This is a genomic window from Vibrio sp. SCSIO 43137, assembly GCF_028201475.1.
Taxonomy (GTDB): domain Bacteria; phylum Pseudomonadota; class Gammaproteobacteria; order Enterobacterales; family Vibrionaceae; genus Vibrio.
The window spans coordinates 789,451-811,857 of record NZ_CP116383.1 but is presented as its reverse complement, the minus strand read 5'-3'; the positions used below and the strand labels follow the sequence as shown (position 1 = coordinate 811,857).

The 22,407-nt window shown below is 46.5% G+C and carries 23 protein-coding genes; 6 read left to right on the top strand and 17 right to left on the bottom strand.

The annotated features are described in order from the left end of the window. Nucleotides 1-19: 19 nt before the first annotated feature. Entirely contained in the window at nt 20-646 is a 627-nt protein-coding gene (upp, locus tag PK654_RS03925; RefSeq protein ID WP_271697790.1) for a uracil phosphoribosyltransferase, read from the bottom strand. Between the two features lie 169 nt (nt 647-815). Here upp and purM point away from each other — a divergent pair, with 169 nt between their 5' ends. Beyond that, a complete protein-coding gene (gene purM / locus PK654_RS03920) occupies nt 816-1,856 on the top strand; it encodes a phosphoribosylformylglycinamidine cyclo-ligase (RefSeq protein ID WP_271697789.1) in 1,041 nt (346 codons plus the stop codon). After that, nucleotides 1,857-2,498 (top strand): phosphoribosylglycinamide formyltransferase, encoded by a 642-nt coding sequence (gene purN, locus PK654_RS03915; RefSeq protein WP_271697788.1) that lies wholly within the window; start codon nt 1,857-1,859, stop codon nt 2,496-2,498. It abuts the gene before it with no gap. A 51-nt stretch (nt 2,499-2,549) separates the two neighbouring features. On the opposite strand, the gene PK654_RS03910 is transcribed toward purN, so the two are convergent. From PK654_RS03910 to dnaQ, 4 genes are all read right to left on the bottom strand, one after another. Beyond that, nucleotides 2,550-3,395, bottom strand: a complete 846-nt coding sequence (locus tag PK654_RS03910; RefSeq protein ID WP_271697787.1) for a class II glutamine amidotransferase — start codon at nt 3,393-3,395, stop codon at nt 2,550-2,552. 17 nt (nt 3,396-3,412) lie between these two features. Next, the gene (lpcA, locus tag PK654_RS03905; RefSeq protein WP_271697786.1) at nt 3,413-3,991 is read right to left on the bottom strand and encodes a D-sedoheptulose 7-phosphate isomerase; all 579 of its coding nucleotides are present in this window, start codon (nt 3,989-3,991) and stop codon (nt 3,413-3,415) included. Between the two features lie 144 nt (nt 3,992-4,135). Next, nucleotides 4,136-5,386, bottom strand: coding sequence for a TIGR03503 family protein (locus PK654_RS03900; RefSeq protein WP_271697785.1), 1,251 nt, complete (start codon nt 5,384-5,386; stop codon nt 4,136-4,138). A 9-nt stretch (nt 5,387-5,395) separates the two neighbouring features. After that, a complete protein-coding gene (dnaQ, locus tag PK654_RS03895) occupies nt 5,396-6,139 on the bottom strand; it encodes a DNA polymerase III subunit epsilon (RefSeq protein ID WP_271697784.1) in 744 nt (247 codons plus the stop codon). Nucleotides 6,140-6,203: 64 nt separating this feature from the next. On the opposite strand from dnaQ, the gene rnhA reads away from it, so the two are divergent. Then, complete coding sequence (gene rnhA / locus PK654_RS03890; RefSeq protein WP_271698778.1) at nt 6,204-6,668, top strand: ribonuclease HI; 465 nt, start codon at nt 6,204-6,206, stop codon at nt 6,666-6,668. A gap of 16 nt (nt 6,669-6,684) precedes the next feature. Here the strand turns inward: rnhA and PK654_RS03885 are convergent, their stop codons facing one another. Beyond that, entirely contained in the window at nt 6,685-7,422 is a 738-nt protein-coding gene (locus PK654_RS03885) for a class I SAM-dependent methyltransferase (RefSeq protein ID WP_271697783.1), read from the bottom strand. Between the two features lie 32 nt (nt 7,423-7,454). Between PK654_RS03885 and gloB the strand changes: the two genes are divergently transcribed. The 3 genes from gloB (at nt 7,455) to PK654_RS03870 (ending at nt 10,574) form a co-directional block, all read left to right on the top strand. Next, complete coding sequence (gloB, locus tag PK654_RS03880; RefSeq protein WP_271697782.1) at nt 7,455-8,213, top strand: hydroxyacylglutathione hydrolase; 759 nt, start codon at nt 7,455-7,457, stop codon at nt 8,211-8,213. 70 nt (nt 8,214-8,283) lie between these two features. Next, the gene (locus PK654_RS03875; protein WP_271697781.1) at nt 8,284-9,894 is read left to right on the top strand and encodes a lytic transglycosylase; all 1,611 of its coding nucleotides are present in this window, start codon (nt 8,284-8,286) and stop codon (nt 9,892-9,894) included. Continuing rightward, complete coding sequence (locus PK654_RS03870) at nt 9,894-10,574, top strand: YIP1 family protein (RefSeq protein ID WP_271698776.1); 681 nt, start codon at nt 9,894-9,896, stop codon at nt 10,572-10,574. Before PK654_RS03875 ends, PK654_RS03870 begins: the two co-directional genes overlap by 1 nt. Here PK654_RS03870 and PK654_RS03865 read toward each other — a convergent pair. The 11 genes from PK654_RS03865 to lpxD all read right to left on the bottom strand — a co-directional run bounded on the left by PK654_RS03865 (nt 10,552) and on the right by lpxD (nt 22,407). After that, a complete protein-coding gene (locus PK654_RS03865) occupies nt 10,552-11,412 on the bottom strand; it encodes an endonuclease/exonuclease/phosphatase family protein (protein WP_271697780.1) in 861 nt (286 codons plus the stop codon). The genes PK654_RS03870 and PK654_RS03865 overlap by 23 nt on opposite strands. 60 nt (nt 11,413-11,472) lie before the next feature. Then, the gene (gene glnB / locus PK654_RS03860; protein ID WP_271697779.1) at nt 11,473-11,811 is read right to left on the bottom strand and encodes a nitrogen regulatory protein P-II; all 339 of its coding nucleotides are present in this window, start codon (nt 11,809-11,811) and stop codon (nt 11,473-11,475) included. Between the two features lie 85 nt (nt 11,812-11,896). Then, nucleotides 11,897-12,211 (bottom strand): c-type cytochrome, encoded by a 315-nt coding sequence (locus PK654_RS03855; RefSeq protein WP_271697778.1) that lies wholly within the window; start codon nt 12,209-12,211, stop codon nt 11,897-11,899. A 61-nt stretch (nt 12,212-12,272) separates the two neighbouring features. Beyond that, on the bottom strand, nt 12,273-13,586 hold the full coding sequence (gene tilS / locus PK654_RS03850) for a tRNA lysidine(34) synthetase TilS (RefSeq protein WP_271697777.1): 1,314 nt from the start codon (nt 13,584-13,586) through the stop codon (nt 12,273-12,275). Between the two features lie 82 nt (nt 13,587-13,668). After that, nucleotides 13,669-14,628, bottom strand: coding sequence for an acetyl-CoA carboxylase carboxyl transferase subunit alpha (gene accA, locus PK654_RS03845; RefSeq protein WP_271697776.1), 960 nt, complete (start codon nt 14,626-14,628; stop codon nt 13,669-13,671). 41 nt (nt 14,629-14,669) lie between these two features. After that, complete coding sequence (dnaE, locus tag PK654_RS03840; protein ID WP_271697775.1) at nt 14,670-18,149, bottom strand: DNA polymerase III subunit alpha; 3,480 nt, start codon at nt 18,147-18,149, stop codon at nt 14,670-14,672. A 54-nt stretch (nt 18,150-18,203) separates the two neighbouring features. Then, nucleotides 18,204-18,824 carry a ribonuclease HII gene (rnhB, locus tag PK654_RS03835; protein ID WP_271697774.1) on the bottom strand — a complete coding sequence of 207 codons (621 nt, stop codon included), beginning with the start codon at nt 18,822-18,824 and terminating at the stop codon, nt 18,204-18,206. Beyond that, nucleotides 18,805-19,959: a lipid-A-disaccharide synthase gene (gene lpxB, locus PK654_RS03830; RefSeq protein WP_271697773.1), complete on the bottom strand. Its 1,155-nt coding sequence runs from the start codon at nt 19,957-19,959 to the stop codon at nt 18,805-18,807. Before lpxB ends, rnhB begins: the two co-directional genes overlap by 20 nt. 87 nt (nt 19,960-20,046) lie before the next feature. Continuing rightward, nucleotides 20,047-20,835, bottom strand: a complete 789-nt coding sequence (gene lpxA, locus PK654_RS03825) for an acyl-ACP--UDP-N-acetylglucosamine O-acyltransferase (RefSeq protein WP_271697772.1) — start codon at nt 20,833-20,835, stop codon at nt 20,047-20,049. Nucleotides 20,836-20,837: 2 nt separating this feature from the next. After that, complete coding sequence (gene fabZ, locus PK654_RS03820) at nt 20,838-21,269, bottom strand: 3-hydroxyacyl-ACP dehydratase FabZ (protein WP_271698774.1); 432 nt, start codon at nt 21,267-21,269, stop codon at nt 20,838-20,840. A gap of 115 nt (nt 21,270-21,384) precedes the next feature. Next, a complete protein-coding gene (lpxD, locus tag PK654_RS03815; RefSeq protein WP_271697771.1) occupies nt 21,385-22,407 on the bottom strand; it encodes a UDP-3-O-(3-hydroxymyristoyl)glucosamine N-acyltransferase in 1,023 nt (340 codons plus the stop codon).

The following is a 22,407-nucleotide window of genomic DNA, read 5'->3' as shown; positions in this document are numbered from 1 at the left end:
CTGTTTTTTATACGAAATATTACTTAGTTCCGAAGATCTTATCGCCTGCGTCACCCAGACCCGGAACGATATAACCTTTATCATTCAGCTTCTCATCGATAGCGGCAGTATAAAGCTCAACATCCGGATGCGCTTTTTCCAGAGCTTCAATACCTTCTGGTGCTGCAACCAATACCAACACTTTTATTGCCTGACAGCCTTTATCTTTAAGCAGATCAATAGTGGCTATCATAGAACCACCCGTCGCCAGCATTGGGTCAACAACCAGAGCGATACGCTCATCAATGTTAGAGGCCAGCTTATTAAAGTAAGGGATAGGTTCTAGTGTCTCTTCATCGCGGTAGATACCGACCACACTGATTCTTGCACTAGGTACATGCTCCAGAACACCATCCATCATGCCCAGACCGGCACGAAGAATAGGCACTACTGTCACTTTTTTGCCTTTAATCTGATCCACTTCTACTGGACCATTCCAACCTTCAATTGTCACCTTTTCAGTTTCAAAGTCTGAGGTTGCTTCGTAAGTTAACAGGCTACCGACCTCGGTCGCTAACTCACGAAAACGCTTAGTGCTGATGTCTCCCTCACGCATTAAACCAACCTTGTGTTTAACTAATGGGTGCATTACTTCAACAACTTTCATTTTCATCTCCGGCAATATTTAAACAAACCTTGTGATTATACGGTTTTTTGCCGTTTTTGCCGAGAAAATCTTGCAGATATTTTTTGTTGCGCAAACGTTTAACTTATTGCGGTATCTCGGTTAGAATAACGCCAGTTTTCACCTCTTAATGACATGAAAAGGATATCCTGTGAGTGGCAATAACTCTTCTTTAAGCTATAAAGATGCCGGTGTCGACATTGATGCCGGGAATGCGTTAGTTGATCGTATTAAAGGCGTAGTAAAGCGCACTCGCCGCCCGGAAGTGATGGGCGGAATCGGAGGCTTTGGTGCTCTGTGCGAGTTACCGACAAAATATAAGGAACCTCTGCTGGTTTCCGGCACTGATGGCGTCGGAACGAAACTACGTCTTGCCCTGGATATGAAGAAACATGACACCATAGGTATAGATCTGGTTGCCATGTGTGTAAACGACCTGATTGTACAGGGTGCTGAGCCGCTGTTCTTCCTAGATTACTACGCAACAGGAAAGCTGGATGTAGACACAGCAGCAGATGTGGTTTCTGGTATTGGTGAAGGTTGTGTACAAGCCGGATGTGCCCTTATCGGCGGCGAAACCGCAGAAATGCCGGGCATGTACGAAGGTGAAGATTATGACGTTGCCGGTTTCTGTGTCGGTGTTGTTGAGAAGCAGGACGTTATTGACGGAAGCAAAGTCGCTTCTGGTGATGCCCTTATTGCCGTCGCTTCAAGTGGCCCGCACTCAAATGGCTACTCACTGATCCGTAAAATTCTTGAAGTATCAAACGCTGATCTTAGTGAAAAGCTGAACGGCCGCACTATCGGCGAACATCTGCTTGAACCAACCCGCATCTATATAAACTCAGCATTAAAGCTTATTGCGGAACATGATGTCCACGCCATCTCCCACATCACAGGTGGTGGTTTCTGGGAAAATATTCCACGAGTGTTGCCGGAGGGCACAAAGGCAGTGATTAACGGTAATAGCTGGCAGTGGCCGGATATCTTCTACTGGCTACAAAGCAAGGGCAATGTAGAGAGCTATGAAATGTACCGCACTTTTAACTGTGGTGTCGGTCTGGTTATTGCCCTGCCGCAGGATCAGGCTGATAAAGCAGTAGAGCTACTTAAGGCTGAAGGCGAATACGCCTGGGTAATCGGCGAAGTAGCCAATGCTGCTGAAGGTGAACAACAAGTAGAGATCATCTAAATGGCTAAAAGTATCGTTGTGCTTATCTCCGGTAACGGCAGTAATCTGCAGGCAATCATAGATAACTTCTGTACTGCTGAATCAGAGTATCGCCTTAGTGCCGTCTTCTCTAATAAGCAGGCTGCTTACGGTTTGCAAAGAGCAAAAGATGCCGGAATTGACGCTCACTTTGTCGATCCGGCGGCCTTTGATTCAAGAGAATCCTTCGATAACACTTTGATGGAGAGCATCAATAAGTATCAGCCGGATCTGCTGGTACTGGCCGGTTATATGCGCATATTGAGCAGTGAGTTCGTTAACCACTATCAGGGCCGCATGCTTAACGTACATCCATCCCTGCTGCCCAAGTATCCGGGGCTGCATACTCACCAGAGAGCCATTGACGCCGGAGATCAAGAGCACGGCACCAGCGTTCACTTCGTTACCGAAGAGCTGGATGGCGGGCCGGTGATCCTACAGGCTAAAGTTCCGGTATTTGCTGATGACACGGCAGATTCCCTTAATCAGAGAATCCAGTCTCAGGAACACAGGATCTATCCTCTGGTTATCAAATGGTTTCTGGATGGAAGACTCAAGATGGAGAATGGCCGGGCCGTTCTGGACGGGGATGTTCTCCCTGAACAGGGCTATGCCAGCGAGTGAAACACAAAGGGCTGAACACTGTTCAGCCTTTTTTTGTTAATCATTTAATACCTACTCAAGAGGCTGAGTAGGAGCCTGATTACCCGGTTTAGCTTCCGCATAAGGCACATTCACCAAACTCTCTTTATTACAGTCGATCACATCACCAAAGTGGAACAGATTAAACTCCCCCGGCTTCATCCTGTGCCACTCCTCATTCTCAGTCAGAGGCTGAGTCGCTACCACTGACACGATATCATTTGGTGTCGTCTCTTCCTGAAAGTTAACGGTAATATCTTCGTCAATCAGACTCGCCTTGCCAAACGGTGCTTTGCGGGTGATCCAGTAAAGATGATTGGTACAGAAGGTCATCACATACTCACCATCACTGAGCAACATGTTAAATACCCCCAACTGCTTCAACTCTTCACAGCACTCAGCAACGTAGCGAAACATACCACACAAATCCTGAGGTGGTTCCGGATACTGCTGTTCCATTTTGTTTAACAACCAGCAGAAAGCCAGTTCGCTATCGGTTTTTCCTACTGGTCGATGGCGTCCGGTCTCCAGCTTGTCATAATCACTTAACTGACCGTTGTGAGCGAAAGTCCAGTAGCGTCCCCATAACTCACGGGTAAAAGGGTGGGTATTCTCAAGGTTTACCTCACCACGGTTTGCCTGACGAATATGGCTCACTATTGCCCGACTTTTGATCGGATAGCCCTGAACCAGCTCTGCAATTTTTGAATTACAACTTGGATTTGGATCTTTAAATGTCCGGAAGCCTTTGCCTTCATAAAAGGTGATACCCCAACCATCCGTATGTGGTCCTGTTTTGCCTCCGCGCTGCATAAGCCCGGAAAAACTAAAACAGATATCGGTCGGAACATTGGCACTCATACCGAGCAATTCACACATGTCTGACTCTTTACCTCTTATTCCGCCATCTCTTTTTCGATCAACTGAATGACGATATGGATGATCTTAATATGGATTTCCTGAATACGATCTGCATAACCAAAATGAGGAACACGGATCTCAATATCGGCCAGCCCGGCCATCTTGCCCCCGTCTTTGCCGGTCAGGGCGATGGTTTTCATGCCTTTCGCTTTGGCTGCATCAATGGCTTTTAAGATGTTACCTGAGTTACCAGAGGTAGAAAGCCCCCACAGCACATCACCCTTGGCGCCAACCGCTTCTACGTAACGGGAAAAAACATGGTCATAGCCAAAATCATTACTGACACAAGAGAGGTGACTAGGATCAGAAATGGCAATTCCCGGATAGCCCGGACGGTTTTCCCGGTAGCGCCCTGTCAGCTCCTCGGCAAAGTGCATGGCATCACAGTGAGAGCCACCGTTGCCGCAAGAGAGAACTTTACCCCCTTGTTTAAAGGAGTCAGCAATAAGTTTGGCTGCTGCCTCAATCTGGGCGATATTGGCATCATCACTTAGAAATTTATTAAGAACTTCTGCGGCTTCATTAAGCTCTGAGCGAATTAGATCCTGATACATTTTTATCTCTCTTATAATCCTGTAAGAATGCTTACTTTTAAGCAACCTTTTATAGTTCAAACATAACTATATATTTAATGCATAAATAGCATTGAATCTGACATCAGACAATAAAAAAGGGCAATAATGCCCTTATTTATTAAACTATTTAGGTGGTGGTGATAATTGCATCTCCGGAAGTGATACTTTTCTGGTTCTCAGCTTACGGATAATAAACCAGGCTATTAATCCTATAACTATCACGACAAGGTTACCCACCAGTATGGTCAGCATACCTTTCATACGGGCTTCTTCTCTATCCCGCTGAATTCTCTCCTGCTCAAGCTGACGCCTTTTCTCTTCCTGAATACGCTGATACTCCTTGGTAGACTCTTCGACATCCAGTTTCTGCATCACACTAAATGCGTGCTCTTCTACCACAAAAACCAGCTCTCTCTGTGCCGCACCTTCTGTCGCATAAACATTACCCGTCCATGCATGGCGACCAGGAGTCATATCATTCTTTATGGCGAAGGTTGTCGACAACGCCTCTTTCTCAACAGAGCTCTCTTCAATAATCTTCGCTCCTGCCGGATTCACCATTTCAAAATGGGCGGCAATCGATCCCGGCAGTACCAACCCCATCTCGCCACTGACCGTCATACTATGGTCAACATTCTCTTCGTGAGACTGGATAAAAGTGACTTGCACAGGTGAAGGGTAAACCAGTACAGACTGCTCTACGGAGCGGAGAAATACCCCATTTCCCGAGGTAATAATAGCTCTGTATTTGCCCGGGTTAACCTCAATAGGCAGTTCAACGGTAAATACTCCGTCACCGGCAACTTCATCCAGACCTTCCCCGTTATCCATAAACGAACCCAGTTCAATGGTTTCAGGAACTTCCGTTAGTTCAGGGTTATCGGGGTCTTCAACATGGTGAACAAAAGTCACTTTCAGGCGGACACGGTTAAGAAAGTCCTGAACCACCAGCGGATCACCGTTTTGGGTCAGCCTTGCGGTAAATTTAAGCCGTTCGGTTTGATAGAGGCGGGAAGGAAATTTCTCTACACTCAATTTCAGGTTGGAAAGCAGCAGGATATTGTTTCGCGGCGTAACCTTACCGACCGCCTGCCACGGCCCCGGCATAGGATTTTCGATAGAAATAATGTCCAGTGCACTCTCTTCATACCATGAAACATTATCGGGATGGTTCCACGCATAATATTTCTTGCCGTCAGGGCGCACCAGAACAACGGATTTTGAACGATTTTTGCGGTAAACCAGAAAAGAGATTTGATCGATAGTAGGATCAACCCTAAAGCGATTATCCAGCAGGGACTGAGAGGACTCTGTCTGAGACCAGCTGACAGAACTGGTTACAATGCATAGAAGTAAAAACAGAATCCTTAACATAGTTTCCTCTTATTGGCGCCAGAGACATTGGCCGGCTTTTTCAACGATATCCAGTCGATCCTTGTGTGCATTTAGTTCATCGGCCGTCGCGTACAAAACCTTAAGTGATTTTCTTCCGGCTGCTACTCGCTTAACAGTTTCTGAACCCGAATCACTGTTTGCCTGACTACCGGCATTAAACTCCAACGCCGTTTGCCCGCCCGTCATCATCAAATAAACATCAGCGAGTATCTCTGCATCGAGCAAAGCCCCGTGAAGAGTACGGTGGGAGTTGTCTATTCCGTAACGGTCACACAAGGTATCCAGATTATTCCTTTTGCCGGGAAAAATCTTTTTCGCCATGGCAAGGGTATCGGTAATCTTGCAGTAGTGCTCTGTTTTACCAATTGCCGGATCCAGCATATTAAACTCATTATCCATAAAGCCGACGTCAAACGGCGCATTATGGGCAACCAATTCACTGCCTTTAATAAAGTCCAGAAACTCCTGATGAACGTCCTGATAGTCAGGTTTATCCGTCAGAAATTCATCGGTAATACCGTGTACTTCAATCGCGTCAGGCTGGATCTCTCTGTCCGGCTTAATATAGACATGAAAATGCCTGCCGGTCAGTTTACGGTTGATGATTTCCACCGCACCAATCTCGATAATTCTGTGTCCCTGATAAGTCGGGCCACCCTCGCGGTTCATACCTGTGGTTTCCGTATCGAGAACGATGATTCTTTGCTGATTCGAATTGTTACTAGTATTCATAATGATATGTGTGTCAGACTATACTGATTAAGCATTTAGCAATAATTACTAATAGTACCAAATGATGACAAAACAAGTCGAAGTTTTCACAGACGGTTCCTGTTTAGGTAATCCCGGCCCCGGTGGTTACGGCATCGTTCTTCGTTATAAGCAGAACGAAAAGCAGATTGCACGCGGTTTTACACTCACTACCAATAACCGTATGGAAATGATGGCAGCCGTTGTTGCTCTGCGCACTTTAAAAGAGCCGTGTAAGGTTATTTTAACCACTGACAGCCAGTATGTTCGTCAGGGTATTACTCAATGGATACACAACTGGAAAAAACGTGGCTGGAAAACAGCCGACAAAAAACCAGTTAAAAACGCAGACTTATGGCAGGCTCTTGATAAAGAGTCAGCTCGTCACGAAGTAGAGTGGCACTGGGTAAAGGGACATGCAGGCCACAGGGAAAATGAAATCTGCGATGAAATTGCAAGAGCAGCGGCAGAAAACCCTACCGATACCGATGAAGGTTACGTTCCTGCATAACTAACACAGTCAGAGATCAGATTCCTCTGTATCTCTGACAACCTACCCGGCAGTTTACGCTGACCGGAGAAAGTTTTCTCTTCAGTTTCCAGTGAGGCTTTATCAGCTTTAACGGATAGGTCCGCTTTCTTGCCACAATAAAGTAGAGGCTGCCGAATGGCGCAACACTGTCACCCAGCCCGTTTTCAAGCCATGTCCAGAAAGGATGGTTCCATGGAAAGGCGGCGTATCTGTCGGTATGAATAACTTCATAATTCAACACACCCAGCCAGTCGCGGATGCGGTTTGAGGTAAACATTCTGCCACTCCACGGCAGATTATTTTTTCTCCAAGGCAGCAAGCTGGTGATTCCTGTCAGGCTGACAGGGTTAAAACCGGTAATAATAAGATAACCATCATCGATCATTACCCGGTCTACTTCACGTAAAGTACGGTGAGGATCGTTACAATAGTCAAGTTGGTGGGCAAGTAACACCACATCAAAGCTTTTTTCGAGAAAAGGAAGGTTGTAGCTATCTGCAATAACATTGTGTAGCGGGTTTTTAATATCTACACTAACCTGATGTTGAATATTGCACATAGTACTGGCAATCTCACAACTTAAACCACCGAGTTTAAGCATATGATAACCAAATAGCTTTGGACACCACTCGTCCAGCCTCATCTGAATGGAAGCAGATACCCACTCTCCGTTTTTCAGATGTTGCCATGAGTGAGGCTTTTCAAGCTTTCGTGTTGTACGAGCTGGTTTCATCGCCTGTTAAATTTCCATAGCTGGAGAATAAAATGTTAACCATCAAGAGCATACCTGCATTTAATGACAATTACATCTGGCTTATTCAAAATCACGACCTACGTTGCGCTGTGGTGGATCCGGGTGACGCTCAGCCTGTCATCGACTATCTTGATCGTTATGGACTAACTTTAGAAGCAATTCTGGTTACTCACCACCACAATGATCACACCGGAGGTATTTCTGCTCTGATCAGCGCCTATCCACAGCTCAAGGTAGTCGGGCCGCAAAACAGCACTATTAAGACTCTTACTCACCAAATGAAAGGGGGCGATCAGTTCTCTCTGTTTGATGAGACTTTTCTGGTTCTCGACCTGCCGGGACACACACTCGATCACATAGGGTATGTAGGTGATGGCAAACTGTTTTGTGGAGACGTGCTGTTTTCTGCCGGCTGCGGCAGGGTCTTTGAGGGAAGTTACCAGCAGATGTTTGACTCACTGAATAAAATCTTACGTCTGCCGGAAGAGACAGAAATATTCCCCGCCCATGAATACACCAGTAGTAATATTGCCTTTGCCATGGCAGTAGAACCGGATAACAAAGCGCTGCTGGAGTACCGGGAGGATGTCTATCGACTAAGGGATGAAAACCGCCCTACCTTGCCGACAACCCTAAGGCAGGAAAAATGGATCAACCCTTTCCTTCGCTACGATCAGCCAAGCATCATTAAATCTGTTTCTAACCGTATCAATGAGACAACACCTCTGAGTGTCTTCTCTGCCCTCAGGGAGTGGAAGAACGCATTTTGACATTTTCTGCCTTGTATCAACAATTGAGCACAAGTATTATCAGCAGCCAATTTTGAAAAAGGTTAGATTAATGAGAACTCTATTGAGTTGGGTCACTGTACTTTTACTGGCTGGCTGCCAGATGACCCAACAAAATGACGTGTCTACTCAAGATACAGAAACAAACAACGCAAATCAGCTTGAAAATCAATCTGATGCCGACTCGGTGGCAAACACTGAATCCATCGGCCAGAAAGACTCAGCTGACTCAGACACGGCTTCTCAGACTAAAGATACCCCTCCGGTAGCCACTCCGTGGGATCAGGAAGATTTATGGCAGCGCATTGCTATGCAGCTCTACCTTCCTGTTCCAGATCACAAAAAAGTAGATTACTACCGGAACTGGTATCTGAAACACCCAAATCATCTGGCCACTATTTCTAAGCGTGCAGAACCTTTCCTTCACCTTATTGTAGAGAAGGTTGAAGAGCGACAACTTCCTATGGAACTTGCCCTTCTTCCTGTGGTTGAAAGTGCTTTTGATGCTTTTGCCTACTCTCACGGCAGTGCTGCCGGCTTATGGCAGTTTGTACCTGGTACAGGGAAAATGTACGGACTTAAACAAGATTACTGGTACGACGGCCGTCGCGATGTGAAAGCCTCTACAGAAGCTGCCCTTGAGTATCTGACCTATCTGAACAAACGGTTTAATGGCAACTGGAGTCACGCTATTGCTGCTTATAACAGTGGCGGCGGCCGGGTATCACGGGCTATCACGAAAAATGAGAAAGCTGGCAAACCAATCGATTTTTTCTCTCTGGATCTGCCTAAAGAGACCAGTGGCTATGTGCCGAAACTTCTTGCTCTGGCAGACGTGGTTGCCAATCAGGAGAAATATGGCCTGACAATACCGGCTATCAAAAATGAAAAAGTGTTGGATATGGTTGACCCGGACGAGCAACTGGATCTTGCCATTGCGGCGAACTACGCCGGCCTGTCAGTAGAAAAGCTGCAAAGTTACAACCCGGCCTACAACCAATGGGCAACCGCTCCCGATGGTCCGCACCATTTTCTTATCCCATCAGATAAAGTGGCTCAGTTTAATAAAGCTGCTGAAGCGAACCGTGGTAAGGGTGTCAAACTTATCCGCTATAAGATCAAAAGCGGTGACTCGATCAGTGTAATTGCCAAAAAATTTGATACCACAGCCAAAACTATCCGTGTAGCAAACAATCTGGCAAACAACAATATACGTGCCGGTAAATATCTGATGATACCAACCTCTACCGGTAGCGATAAGACCTACACCCTTAGCGCAAAGAACCGGCTGGCAAAGACTCAGTCTAAAAGCAGAGGTAAGTACAAGCTCACTCATACCGTTGCTTCAGGTGACAGCTTATGGACCATTTCAAGAAAACACAAAGTCTCTCACCTTGCTTTGGCAAAGTGGAACGGAATGGGACCGAAAGATACTCTTAAGATAGGCCAGAAGATTGTTATCTGGAAAAACAGCGGATCAGATTCAATTATCCGCACAGTCAATTATAAGGTACGTAGCGGCGATACCATCAGCGGCATTGCCAATAAGTTTAAAGTAAAGAGCTCAGATATTGTTAAGTGGAATAACCTTACTAAGCAGAAATATATTAAACCCGGCCAGAATTTAAAACTATATGTAGATGTTACTAAGGTAAGTGTATGATCGTTCCATCCATCAACCCTTTAATTATGTTGGTTGATATTTTTAAATCACCAACCTCCTGTTTTGCAGCCCTTTATCAGAAAGGTATGTGGGGCTGGCAAACCTATGTGATTTTGCTGCTCTCTCCTTTCCTGTTTTGGGGAGCCTACTTTGATGTGGTTAATTTTGATTGGCTTAAGCAAGGCCTGATGGCGCAAACCAGCGATCCTGAACTGATGGCTCAGATAGATGCTAATGCTCTGATGGCCAGTGAAATCATCAATGATCTTTTAAACCGTACCCTTGCTGTGGCACTGCTGGCGTTCTGGTTTATGCTGGCAGCAAAACCAAGCCAGTATCAGCACGGTTACTGGAAGTGGTTTGCTGCATCGACAGTAATCACCTTTCCTGCTGTTCTGGGTGATCTTGCCAGCTATGTAAACCTGCTTATTAATCATGGACAGGTAATGACCTATGCGGCCGATCTAAACAGCCTGAACGGACTGCTAAAACTGCCTCTGAACAATGAGTGGTCTGGCTTTGCCAGCGCCTTCCCTCTGCTTCTGCCTTGGTATATTGTTCTGGGTTATGCGGCAATAGGGGCATGGACAGAGTTTAACAAAGGTCAGGCATTAGCTATTGCCTCTATTCCATGGCTGGGATACTTCTTTATCTGGGCTATTTATATCCTGATATTCTAAGCTCAGCCAGTAAAGGGTTATGATCAGAAGCGTCCGTTACGGGCGCTTTTGCGTTTATAAGATCCAGCCCGCGGATAAACAGAAAATCCAATGGTAACCCGGTAACAAAACGGGTTCGGTTATCAGGCTCAAAAGTGACCGGTTCTAACTTTAAACCATCAGTAAGCTGTGCCAGTGCTGTTGTTCTGCTCTCGCTCCAGGCATTAAAGTCACCGGCCAGAATAACAGGGCCCTTATGCTGTTTAAGTGCCAGATAAACCTGATTCAGTTGCTGACGATAGTCGCTGATACCAAAGGCGAAGTTAATTCCATGAAGGTTAATCACAGCCAGCGTATCACCGCCGGAAAGTGAATATAACGAGTACAAGGAAGATTTAGGTAAGCGTAACCATGGTTCCATACTAAGCATGGCACAGGCTTTTATAGCAGCTTGCTGAGAGAGAGTCATTACACCAGCCGGCAACTGAAACACCTCAAAGGCATTGACCTGATAACTATTGAGTCTTTGTTGATCAATCCAGCTCTGAAATGCTTCGTTAAAACTCACTTCCTGAAGTAGCAAAAGTTGCTTCTCTTTTGCCATGCGGGATAGCTCCGTTTTCCAGCTTTCCCGGTTCTGCTTAAAAATATTCCAGACAACAAGATTAATAGTTCCGGAGTTATCCAGATAAGAGGTGGGCTCAGTCTGAAAACATGCCTGTTGGTGTGAAAGTGTGCCGCTATGATAAACCAGTAACTCCGGCTTATCTGACACTGTGAAGGCAGTATGGTAAAGAGAAACTAACCCTATCGCCGCAAGTGCTGCTGTCACTGATAGGTACTTTCGCCACTTCCTCATACCACACCTCAATAAAAAAGGAGCCTGAAGCTCCTTTACAATATAGTTATCTCAGCGCGATTAGATAGCGTCTTCATCTTCTTCACCGGTACGAATACGTACAACACGTTCGACCTCGGTTACAAAAATCTTTCCGTCGCCAATCTTGCCTGTCTGAGCGGTTTCTATAATGGTATCAATACACTGGTCAACAACATCACCGGTAACCACTATCTCAAGCTTTACTTTCGGCAAGAAGTCCACCATATATTCTGCACCGCGATAAAGTTCAGTATGGCCCTTCTGACGGCCAAAGCCTTTTACTTCAGAAACAGTCATCCCTGTGATACCTACTTCAGCCAGAGCTTCCCTTACGTCGTCTAGCTTAAACGGTTTAATTATCGCTTCGATTTTCTTCATCTTAATCCCTTAACGTGTGCTGAATAACGGTATTATTACTGATTTAGACTAAATAACCAGTGTTAACCATCATAAAACGGATTAACTACTTAAGAGTTGAGTAGTAAGCCGCCAGGTTTTCAATATCCTGATCGCTTAGAATCATTGCCTGAGCCTGCATTACAGCAGCCAGACCGCCGTTTCTCTGCTTAGAGCGATACGCTTTGATTGAAGATTGAATATAAGCCGCGTTCTGCCCTTTCAGGTTCGGGTAACCATCAATAACAGCAATACCGTCTACACCGTGACATGCACCGCAGACAGCCGCTTTTGCTTTTCCGGCAGCAGGGTCGCCTGCTGCAAGAGTTGCTCCGCTAAACAGAGCTGCAGCCATCATCATTCCAGTAGTAAACTTGTTCATATACATTGTTCCTTTATTAATAGATTTGCTTTATCTTTCATTATTTTTCTTATCTGAAGATTTATACTTTATTCCAGCAGAATTCACAATCCTGACCTGAGAAATCTTTGTCAACGAACATGTTTACCACCGTTGCCAGCCGATCGTTGTACATAATTATCGGTGTACGATTGCGTAACCAACTCGGAATACCGTATTCCTGAAACAGCTTTTTCAGCTTTCTGCTATGACCACGATCTGTAGGGTGAGCTGATAATCCTTCGGGATTAAATATTACCCTGACGACCTCGTCTGCCCCCGGCAGTCTCAAAGTCTGAGAAGCTGAATTTGTCACTTTACTCATCTTGAGAGTACCTAGGCTATCCGGTAATACGAGCTCCTGCCCAAACTGGATCAAATTTGACCACTCACTAACATTATTAAGGTGTGGCAGAAAATAGAGCTGCTGCTGATAACGACGGACTTCGCCACTGGAAAGAACTAACTTAGGGTTTGCATCACAGGATGCCAAAGCAACTTCCTGCCATAAGAGTTCAAGCTGACGGACACTTGGCATCAGGCTCGACTGTTTTTGCAGCCACATACGGATTAGCTGATTACGCGCCAGAGTACTCTGCTCACTCAGCTTACCGATGGAAAGCTGTAAGTTTTCACCTGTCATTCCGGCCAGCTTATCTTCCAGTAACTCTTGTAATAGCGCTTCCTGATCGGCACACAGTTTCGCACTGCGCAGTACCGACTGTTCCATCGACGGCCAGCGGGATCTGAGTACCGGCATCACCTCGTGACGAAGAAAATTCCTGTCATAACGGGTATCCTGATTACTTTCATCTTCGATCCACTCTAGTTGCTGCTCTCTGGCAAACTCTTCTACCTTCTCTCTGGTCACCGACAGTAAAGGCCGGACAATAGCACCCTGTTGAAACGGGCTGGATTCTGCCATAGCAGAGAGTCCTTTAGGCCCGCTTCCCCTTTTTAGCGCCAGTAAAAAGCTCTCAGACTGATCACTGGCATGCTGCCCTGTCAGCAACAAATCACCGGCACCAACCCACTTTGCCAGCGCCGCATATCGGTGTTTTCTCGCTTCCTGTTCTGTACTTATCTGATTACCCAGTTCCAGCTTTACTTTCTCGACCCGGCATTCAACCTGATAGTCTGAACACCACTTGATGCACTGTTCTGCCCATATGTCAGCATTTTCGCTTAGTCCGTGATGAACATGAACCGCCATACACTCTGTTTGAGGAAACTCTGTGCGGTACTGTGCCAGAAGGTGTAAAAGAACACGCGAATCGACACCGCCGCTAAAAGCAACAATCACCTTTCCGTGATTACTTTGTTGGCTCAATACAGATAAGAAGTGCTGATAAATCAAGATAAGAAACCTTTACCGGGCTATAAACTAAAAAAGCGGACATAAATGTCCGCTCTATACTAACTGATTCTACACCTGTCTGTTAACAGTATCCGTAGTTCATCAGACGCTGGTAACGTCTCTCAAGCAGGTTATCATGATCCAGTTGGTCAAGATCTTCCAACTGCTTCAGCAGAGTCGCTTTCATATTCGCAGCCATCTGCACAGGATCGCGGTGAGCACCACCCAGTGGCTCTTCGATAATCTCGTCAATCAGCTCAAGTTCTTTAAGGCGGTCAGCCGTCAGACCCATTGCTTCTGCTGCCTGCGGCGCTTTATCCGAATCTCTCCACAAGATTGAAGCACAACCTTCAGGCGAGATTACAGAATAAGTAGAGTACTGAAGCATGTTTACATAATCGCCAACACCGATAGCAAGAGCACCACCAGAGCCACCCTCACCAACAACGTTACAGATAACCGGCACTTTAAGGCCTGACATCACTTTCAGGTTCTTAGCAATAGCTTCTGACTGACCACGCTCTTCCGCACCGACACCCGGGTAAGCACCGGCTGTATCGATAAAGGTGATAATCGGCATATTGAAACGCTCAGCCATCTCCATCAGACGTAACGCCTTACGATAACCTTCCGGCTTTGGCATACCAAAGTTACGAAGTACCTTCTCTTTAGTTTCACGGCCTTTCTGATGACCGATTACCATTACCGGACGCCCATCCAGACGGGCAATACCGCCAATAATGGCTTTATCGTCAGCAAAAGCACGATCGCCGGCCAGCATATCAAACTCGGTGAAGATATTTTCAATATAATCCTGTGTATATGGACGCTGTGGGTGTCTTGCCAACTGCGCTACCTGCCATGCACCTAAGTCACTGAATACTTTTGTCTTCAGTTCTAAACTTTTTTCTTCAAGTTGGGCGATTTCTTTGTCCAGATCTACAGAGGTATCACCACCATGCCGGGATACACCACGAAGCGCTTCAATCTTAGCTTCCAGTTCAGCAATCGGCTTTTCAAATTCCAGAAAGTTTAGGCTCATCTTGAATCCTTTTATTTTCAGTCGCCAGCAGCAACTGACTTCTAGTTAAATTCGAGTTCTACCTGGCTTTTTCCAAGTAGCAGTTTTAAATCATCGATTAATTCATCATTTGGCGTTACACGCCATTCAACCCCCAGTGCGAGCTTTGCTCTGGCATCTGGCCGTTGATAGTAAATATTGACGGGAACGGTTCCTGCCCGGTGAGGTTCCAGTATCCGGCTAAATTTGTCGAAAAACTCGTCATCAATCTGAGATTGGCTGACAGAGATAGAAAGTCCACGGGCATATCGCTCACGAGCTTCACCCAGATCCATAACTTCCCGGGCGGACATTTTAAGGCCACCATTGAAGTCATCAAAGCTGACCTGTCCCGAAACCACCAAAATTTTATCTTTTTCCAGCAGTTCCGCATACTTATCTAGCGAATCCGAGAACAACATCACTTCAATTCGTCCCGAACGATCATCCAGAGTCATTAAACCGATGCGGCTTCCGCGCTTTGTTGTCATCACTCTGGCTGCAATAACCAGACCGGAAAGTGTCACACTTTGATCCCTGCGGGTAGGTGTAGCGTCTTTAAGTCGACAACTGGTGTACTTAGAAAGTTCCTTAATATAGGCATTTACCGGGTGTCCGGTCAGATAAAGACCAAGAGTTTCACGCTCACCTTCCAGCCAGACCTTCTCCGGCCATTCCGGAACCTGAGCATAAGCTTGCTCAACGGCTTCCGGCGCTTCTGTCAGCACACCAAACATATCAGCCTGACCAAAGGCTTCTGCCTGATGATATTGCCCGGCGGCTTTAACGGCATCATCGACCGATGCCATCATTGCTGCACGGTGAGGCCCGAGCCTGTCAAGAGCACCAGCCTGAATCAGCTTTTCAATAACCCGCTTATTGACCTTTTTCAGATCCACTCTGGCACAAAAATCAAACAGATCTTTAAAGTGGCCGCCACGCTCTCTGGCTTCAATAATACTTTCAATCGGTCCTTCACCAACCCCTTTGATGGCACCGATACCGTAAACTACCGCTCCGGTGTCATCAACGTTAAAGCGGTACAGGCCGACATTGACATCCGGTGGCAACACTTTCAGCTTCATTCGCAGACATTCATCCACCAGACCAACGACTTTTTCAGTATTGTCCATATCCGCTGTCATTACCGCCGCCATAAACTCAGCAGGGTAATGGGTTTTCAGCCAAAGGGTCTGATAAGAAACCAAAGCATAGGCTGCTGAGTGCGATTTGTTAAATCCGTATCCGGCAAATTTCTCCACCAGATCGAAGATCTTCATTGCCAATTCGCCGTCGACACCGTTGTTAATAGCACCTTCTTCGAAAATGGCACGCTGTTTTGCCATCTCTTCCGGCTTTTTCTTACCCATGGCACGACGAAGCATATCTGCACCGCCAAGGGTATAACCCGCCAGAATTTGGGCAATCTGCATCACCTGCTCCTGATAAAGGATGATGCCGTAGGTTGGATCCAACGTCTCTTTCAGGGACTCGTGTTGCCAGGTTTCATCCGGATAGGAGATAGCCTCCCGACCATGCTTACGGTCGATAAAATTATCTACCATGCCGGACTGCAAAGGCCCCGGACGGAACAGGGCCACCAGTGCAATAATATCTTCAAAACAGTCAGGCTGAAGGCGCTTAATCAGCTCTTTCATACCGCGGGATTCAAGCTGGAATACCGCTGTTGTTTCGGAGTTTTGCAGTACCCTGAAGGAGGCGTCATCATCCAGAGGAATGGATTCAATACGCACAGGAGGCTTGCCTTCGCGCGCCATACGCGGGTTCACCAGCCCCAATGCCCAGTCAATAATGGTCAGGGTTCTCAGACCAAGGAAGTCAAACTTAACCAGCCCGGCAGTTTCTACGTCGTTTTTATCGAACTGGGTAACAGGGAAATTACCTTCCGCATCGCAATAAATAGGCGCAAAGTCGGTAATAGTGGTCGGGGAGATAACCACGCCACCAGCGTGTTTACCGGCGTTTCGTGTCACCCCTTCCAGCACGCGACACATATCAATCAGCTCTTTTACTTCCTCATCAGCCTGATAGATTTCAGGTAGCTGAGGCTCCGCTTTAAAAGCCTTTTCCAATGTCATGCCCGGGTCGGGTGGTACCAGCTTGGAGATTCTGTCAACAAATCCGTACGGGTGTCCCAGCACCCTTCCCACATCGCGGATTACCGCTTTTGCCGCCATGGTACCAAAGGTGATGATCTGAGATACCGCATCCCGTCCGTACATCTCCGCTACGTGGTCAATTACCTGATCACGTTTATCCATACAGAAGTCGATATCAAAATCGGGCATGGAGACACGTTCAGGGTTCAGGAAACGTTCAAACAGCAGATCGTATTCAAGCGGGTCGAGATCGGTGATTTTCAGGGCATAAGCCACCAGCGAACCGGCACCGGAACCCCGCCCCGGTCCTACAGGCACATCGTTATCTTTCGACCACTGGATAAACTCCATTACGATAAGGAAGTAGCCGGGGAAACCCATCTGGTTAACAACGTCCAGCTCGATCTTCAGGCGCTCATCGTATTCAGGACGTTTCTCTGCCCGCTCTTTTTCATCAGGGAACAGAAATTCAAGTCGCTCTTCGAGGCCCTCTTCAGACTTCTTAACCAAATAGTCTTCTATCTTCATCCCTTCGGTAGGGAAATTGGGCAGGAAGTACTCTCCGAGCCGGACAGTCACATTACAGCGCTTAGCGATCTCAACACTATTCTGTAGTGCTTCAGGAATATCAGAGAAGAGCTCACACATCTCCTCTTCACTACGCAGATACTGTTGAGCACTGTAGTTTTTCGGTCTTCTTGGGTCATCCAGGGTGTAGCCGTCATGGATGGCAACGCGAATCTCATGGGCATCAAACTGCTCCTCATCAAGAAACATCACTTCATTGGTTGCCACAACCGGCAGCTGAGCCTGCTCCGCCAAATCAAGGGCGAAATGGAGATAACTCTCCTCATCAGCTCTTCCGGTACGGGTCAGTTCCAGATAAAAACGGTCAGGGAAATGAGTGTTATAAAAAGAGACACATTTCTCTGCCAGTTGGCTGTTCCCCTTCAGCAGAGCCTTGCCAATTTCCCCCTGCTTACCACCGGAAAGAACGATAAGCCCTTCAGCATGATTCGCCAGCCACGCTTTATCGATAACGGGCTGATGCTGAATATGACCACGCTGGTAGGCCTCAGAAATCAGTAAAGTAAGGTTGTTATAGCCCTTATTGTCGGACGCCAGAACAGTCAGGCTGGTCAGCTCATCAGCAAACTCCTCAGACTGCATTTTAAAGTCAGCGCCAATAATAGGCTTGATACCGCAGCCATGAGCCGTATTGTAAAACTTAACCAGACCACACAAGTTGGTAAAATCCGTAAGAGCCATTGCAGGCATGCCAAGCTCGGCCACCTTTTTCACCAATGGCGGCACCTTGGATAACCCATCCACCATTGAAAAATCACTGTGTACACGCAGGTGTATAAACTTCGGCTCTGACATCTCTTTACTGCTCAATCTTCTCTGTTTAATTCGGATATATGGTGCTTAGAAACGCTATTCTAACCCTAAAGCACGTTTAACAGGCTTAAAACTTTTGCGGTGCTGCTCAATAACGCCATGTTTTTCAATCGCCTCGAAGTGAGCCTTGGTCGGATAACCTTTATGCTTGGCAAATCCGAACTGAGGATGCTCGGCGTCCAGCTCCTCCATCTCCTGATCTCTCACTACCTTAGCGATAATGGAAGCCGCACTGATCTCTGCTACCCGTAAATCCCCTTTCACTACCGCTTCCCCCTGCATAGGCAGCTCAGGTACACGGTTTCCGTCAATTAAGGCAAGATCAGGCTGAACCTTCAGACCGGCAATGGCTCTCTGCATTGCCAGCATAGTTGCATGCAGAATATTCAGCTGATCTATTTCTTCCGGCGAGCAACGCCCCACAGACCATGCCAGTGCTTTTTCCTGTATCTCAGGGAACAGTGCCAGTCGTTTTTTCTCTGATAGCTTCTTAGAGTCTGTCAGCCCTTCAATAGGGTTATTAGGATCTAATATAACCGCTGCAGTAACAACGTCCCCGACCAGAGGCCCGCGGCCAACTTCGTCCACACCGGCAATTAAATTAAATCCTTGCGGGTATTCATAGGGAGCCAGCTCTTTAGTCATTTTGTTTTCCAATTAATTTTAGTACCGCATCTGCCGCTTGTTTATCAGCGTTCTTTCTTATCCGGTGATGCATTTCGGTAAACGTCTCTAGCAATTGCTGATTATCCTGAGTTAACAATCTGTCAGTCTCAGCAAACAAGTTATCTGGTGTACATTGCTCAAGAAGGTACTCTTTTACCAGCTCTTTACCGGCCAGAATATTCGGCAAAGAAACAAACTCGGTTTTTACCAGTCGTTTGGCTATAAAGGCGGTTATGGCATTGACCTTGTAACCAACCACCATAGGCCTTTTCAGCAACATACACTCAAGAGCCACTGTTCCGGATGCCAGCATCACGGCATCAGAGGCCTGAATAACATTACCCGCTGTATCTTCTACCAGCACAAAGTCCAGCTCCGGTGCCAGCTCTTGCCATGCCTGCTCAAACTGCGCTTTTCGCTTAGGGTTTACAGCCGCCACCACAAAACCCAGCTCAGGGTGTTTTTTATAAAGCTTTTTACAAGTCTCAATAAAGGGTGGTGCCAGCATTCCAACTTCAGAACCACGGCTTCCCGGCAGTACTGCCAGCCACTTTTTATCTGACTGTAAACCTAGTAGTTCTCTGGCTTCAGTTTGGTTGTTTTCAAGGGGGATCGCATCCGCCAACGTGTGGCCGATAAACTCACAAGGTACATTAAACTTGTCATAAAATGCTTTTTCGAAAGGCAGGAAGGCCAATACCAGATTGGTTGCTTCAGCAATCTTGAAGATACGTTTCTGACGCCACGCCCAGACAGAGGGGCTGACATAGTGAACTGTGGTAATCCCTGATTTTTTAAGATCTTTCTCTAAACGCAGATTAAAGTCAGGCGCATCAATTCCGATAAACACATCCGGCGGATTTTGGCTAAAGTAGCGAACCAGTTCTGCTTTCACTTTCAGCAGTCGTGGCAATCTACCCAGTACTTCCACCAGCCCCATAACCGCCAGCTCTTCCATATCAAACAGAGATTGGCATCCCAGAGCTTTCATCTTAGGGCCGCCGATACCAACGAACTCAGCATCAGGATAACTCTGCTGTATCGCTTTTATAAATCCTTCACCAAGGGTATCTCCGGACAGCTCGCCGGCGACGATTCCTATTTTCAGACGTTTAGACTCAGACATCTGTTTTTCCTAAGGTTATCTATAGACAAAAAAGACCGCTACAGGGCGATCTTTTCTCTAAATCTCACTATTCACTCAAGTCGGGGTTTAGCGAATAATACCGCGCTCAGATTTCTCCAGAAACTCTAAGAACAACTTAACACCATTAAACTCTTCTGCTTCTTTAGCAATTTCCAGCTTAGCTTCTTCCAGTGTATTGCCACTTCTGTACAAAGCTTTGTAAGCACGGCGAATAGCATGGATCTCTTTCTTTTCAAACCCACGACGTTTCAGGCCTTCAATGTTGATACCAAACGGCGCACAGTGATTGCCCTGCGCCATCACGTAAGGCGGCACATCCTGAACCACAATGGAACCACCGCCCAGCATAGCGTGATCGCCCACATGACAGAATTGATGAATAGCGGACATACCACCAACAATCGCCTGATTACCAACTTTAACATGGCCTGCAAGGGTGGCATTATTGGCAAAGATACAGCGGTCTCCCACAACACAGTCGTGAGCGATATGAGCGTTAATCATAAACAGGTTGTCACTGCCAACCTTAGTAATACCGGCATCCTGAACGGTACCACGATGCATGGTTACGCTCTCACGAATGGTGTTGCGGTCGCCGATTTCCAGACGGGTATCTTCGCCTGCATACTTAAGGTCCTGACACGCTTCACCAACTGAGGCGAACTGGAAGATACGGTTATCTTTACCAATTTTTGTCGGACCTTTTACTACCACATGAGAAAGCAGTTCAGTTCCGTCACCAATCTCTACTTTGCTGTCAACAAAGCAAAACGGGCCTATTTTTACATTGGCTCCGATAACTGCGCCTTCTTCTACAATAGCGGTCGGATGAATCTGAGCTGTTTCATCAATCATAATTAAAATTCTCTACGGGCACATTTTAGTTCAGCAGAACACACTTCTTCACCGTCAACTTTTGCTACACCATTAAACATAGCAATACCGCGGCGCTCTTTGAGAAACTCAACTTCAATAATAAGCTGGTCACCCGGATTTACCGGCTTACGGAATTTCGCTTTATCAATACTTGCGAAATAGTATAGTTCATTCTCTTTCGGAGCTCCGAAAGTAGCAAACGCCAGCAAACCAGTAGCCTGCGCCATCGCTTCCAGAATAAGCACGCCCGGGAAAATAGGCAGTTGTGGGAAATGGCCGGTAAACTGAGGCTCATTGACTGTCACATTCTTCAGACCAATAAGGTATTTACCCTCTTCATAATCTGTTACCCGGTCAATCAGCAAAAATGGATAACGATGCGGAAGTAGTTCCTGAATTCGGGTGATATCCATGGTTTTCTTTTCAGTAGTCAAAGCCTGTTTTCCTATGTGTAAATTTTCAAAAATAGCGGTGAATTATAAATGGAAAAGGCCCGCGTGTTGCAGACCTTAGGTAGGAAAAACCAGATTAGGATTCCAGTTTTTTCTCCACCGCCTTTAATCTTTTGTTCATTTCATCAATTCGATGAACACGAGCAGCTGTTTTACGCCACTCTTTATTTGGCTGTAACGGGATACCTGATGAATATACTCCTTTCTCAGAAATACTTCTCATCACCATCCCCATTCCGGTAATAGTGACACCATCAGTAATCTCGATATGGCCATTAATCACGGTCGCACCGCCAATAATGCAGTACTTACCTATGGTTGTACTACCAGCAATAATGGTACCGCCAGCCAACGCACTACCGTAACCAATATGGACATTGTGTGCTATCTGAAGCTGATTATCGAGAATCACATTGTCTTCAATAACCGTATCGTCCAGAGCACCACGGTCGATAGTTGTGCAGGCGCCTATTTCAACACGGTTTCCGATTTTCACCGATCCGACCTGAGGAATTTTAACCCACTCGCCTTTGCTATTGGCATAGCCAAAACCATCCGCACCAATCACTGTACCAGATTGAACCAGACAAGCCTCGCCAATTTCAACCCTGTGATAAACAGTCACGTTTGCCCACAACTGAGTGTTACTGCCGATTTTTGCCTCTTTGCCGATAAAGCAACCTGCCCCGATAGTGACGTTGTCAGCCAAAACCACACCGGATTCAATGGTACAATTTGCACCGACAGAAACCCCTTCACCAACAACAACATCATCAGCAATCACAGCGGAAGAAGCGATTCCGTTGCAAGCGGCAGTTGGTGTAGTATCAAGAGCCTGAGCAACAAGGGCGTAAGCCAGATACGGATCTTCTACTACCAAAATATTGGTGTTACAAAGATCCTTTTCAGAGGCTTTCACCATGATAGCTGAGGCCTGACAATCTGCCAGATGCTTTTTATATTTAGCGTTAGACAAGAAGGTAATATCACCTTCACCGGCTTTATCCATTCCGACAACAGAATGGATAACAACAGATCCATCGCCATGTAGTTCGCCACCGGTAACCGCGGCTAGTTCAGCAAGAGTGACTCTAGACAT

Excerpts from the sequence above, each read along its gene's own strand:
- lpxB (WP_271697773.1), bottom strand. The coding sequence starts at position 19,959 with ATGTCTGAGTCTAAACGTCTGAAAATAGGAATCGTCGCCGGCGAGCTG.
- glnB (WP_271697779.1), bottom strand. The coding sequence starts at position 11,811 with ATGAAGAAAATCGAAGCGATAATTAAACCGTTTAAGCTAGACGACGTA.
- PK654_RS03910 (WP_271697787.1), bottom strand. The coding sequence starts at position 3,395 with ATGTGTGAATTGCTCGGTATGAGTGCCAATGTTCCGACCGATATCTGT.
- PK654_RS03875 (WP_271697781.1), top strand. The coding sequence starts at position 8,284 with ATGAGAACTCTATTGAGTTGGGTCACTGTACTTTTACTGGCTGGCTGC.
- dnaQ (WP_271697784.1), bottom strand. The coding sequence starts at position 6,139 with ATGAATACTAGTAACAATTCGAATCAGCAAAGAATCATCGTTCTCGAT.
- gloB (WP_271697782.1), top strand. The coding sequence starts at position 7,455 with ATGTTAACCATCAAGAGCATACCTGCATTTAATGACAATTACATCTGG.
- lpcA (WP_271697786.1), bottom strand. The coding sequence starts at position 3,991 with ATGTATCAGGATCTAATTCGCTCAGAGCTTAATGAAGCCGCAGAAGTT.
- fabZ (WP_271698774.1), bottom strand. The coding sequence starts at position 21,269 with ATGGATATCACCCGAATTCAGGAACTACTTCCGCATCGTTATCCATTT.
- upp (WP_271697790.1), bottom strand. The coding sequence starts at position 646 with ATGAAAGTTGTTGAAGTAATGCACCCATTAGTTAAACACAAGGTTGGT.
- PK654_RS03865 (WP_271697780.1), bottom strand. The coding sequence starts at position 11,412 with ATGAGGAAGTGGCGAAAGTACCTATCAGTGACAGCAGCACTTGCGGCG.
- PK654_RS03885 (WP_271697783.1), bottom strand. The coding sequence starts at position 7,422 with ATGAAACCAGCTCGTACAACACGAAAGCTTGAAAAGCCTCACTCATGG.
- lpxD (WP_271697771.1), bottom strand. The coding sequence starts at position 22,407 with ATGTCTAGAGTCACTCTTGCTGAACTAGCCGCGGTTACCGGTGGCGAA.
- PK654_RS03900 (WP_271697785.1), bottom strand. The coding sequence starts at position 5,386 with ATGTTAAGGATTCTGTTTTTACTTCTATGCATTGTAACCAGTTCTGTC.
- lpxA (WP_271697772.1), bottom strand. The coding sequence starts at position 20,835 with ATGATTGATGAAACAGCTCAGATTCATCCGACCGCTATTGTAGAAGAA.
- rnhA (WP_271698778.1), top strand. The coding sequence starts at position 6,204 with ATGACAAAACAAGTCGAAGTTTTCACAGACGGTTCCTGTTTAGGTAAT.
- accA (WP_271697776.1), bottom strand. The coding sequence starts at position 14,628 with ATGAGCCTAAACTTTCTGGAATTTGAAAAGCCGATTGCTGAACTGGAA.
- PK654_RS03855 (WP_271697778.1), bottom strand. The coding sequence starts at position 12,211 with ATGAACAAGTTTACTACTGGAATGATGATGGCTGCAGCTCTGTTTAGC.
- dnaE (WP_271697775.1), bottom strand. The coding sequence starts at position 18,149 with ATGTCAGAGCCGAAGTTTATACACCTGCGTGTACACAGTGATTTTTCA.
- purN (WP_271697788.1), top strand. The coding sequence starts at position 1,857 with ATGGCTAAAAGTATCGTTGTGCTTATCTCCGGTAACGGCAGTAATCTG.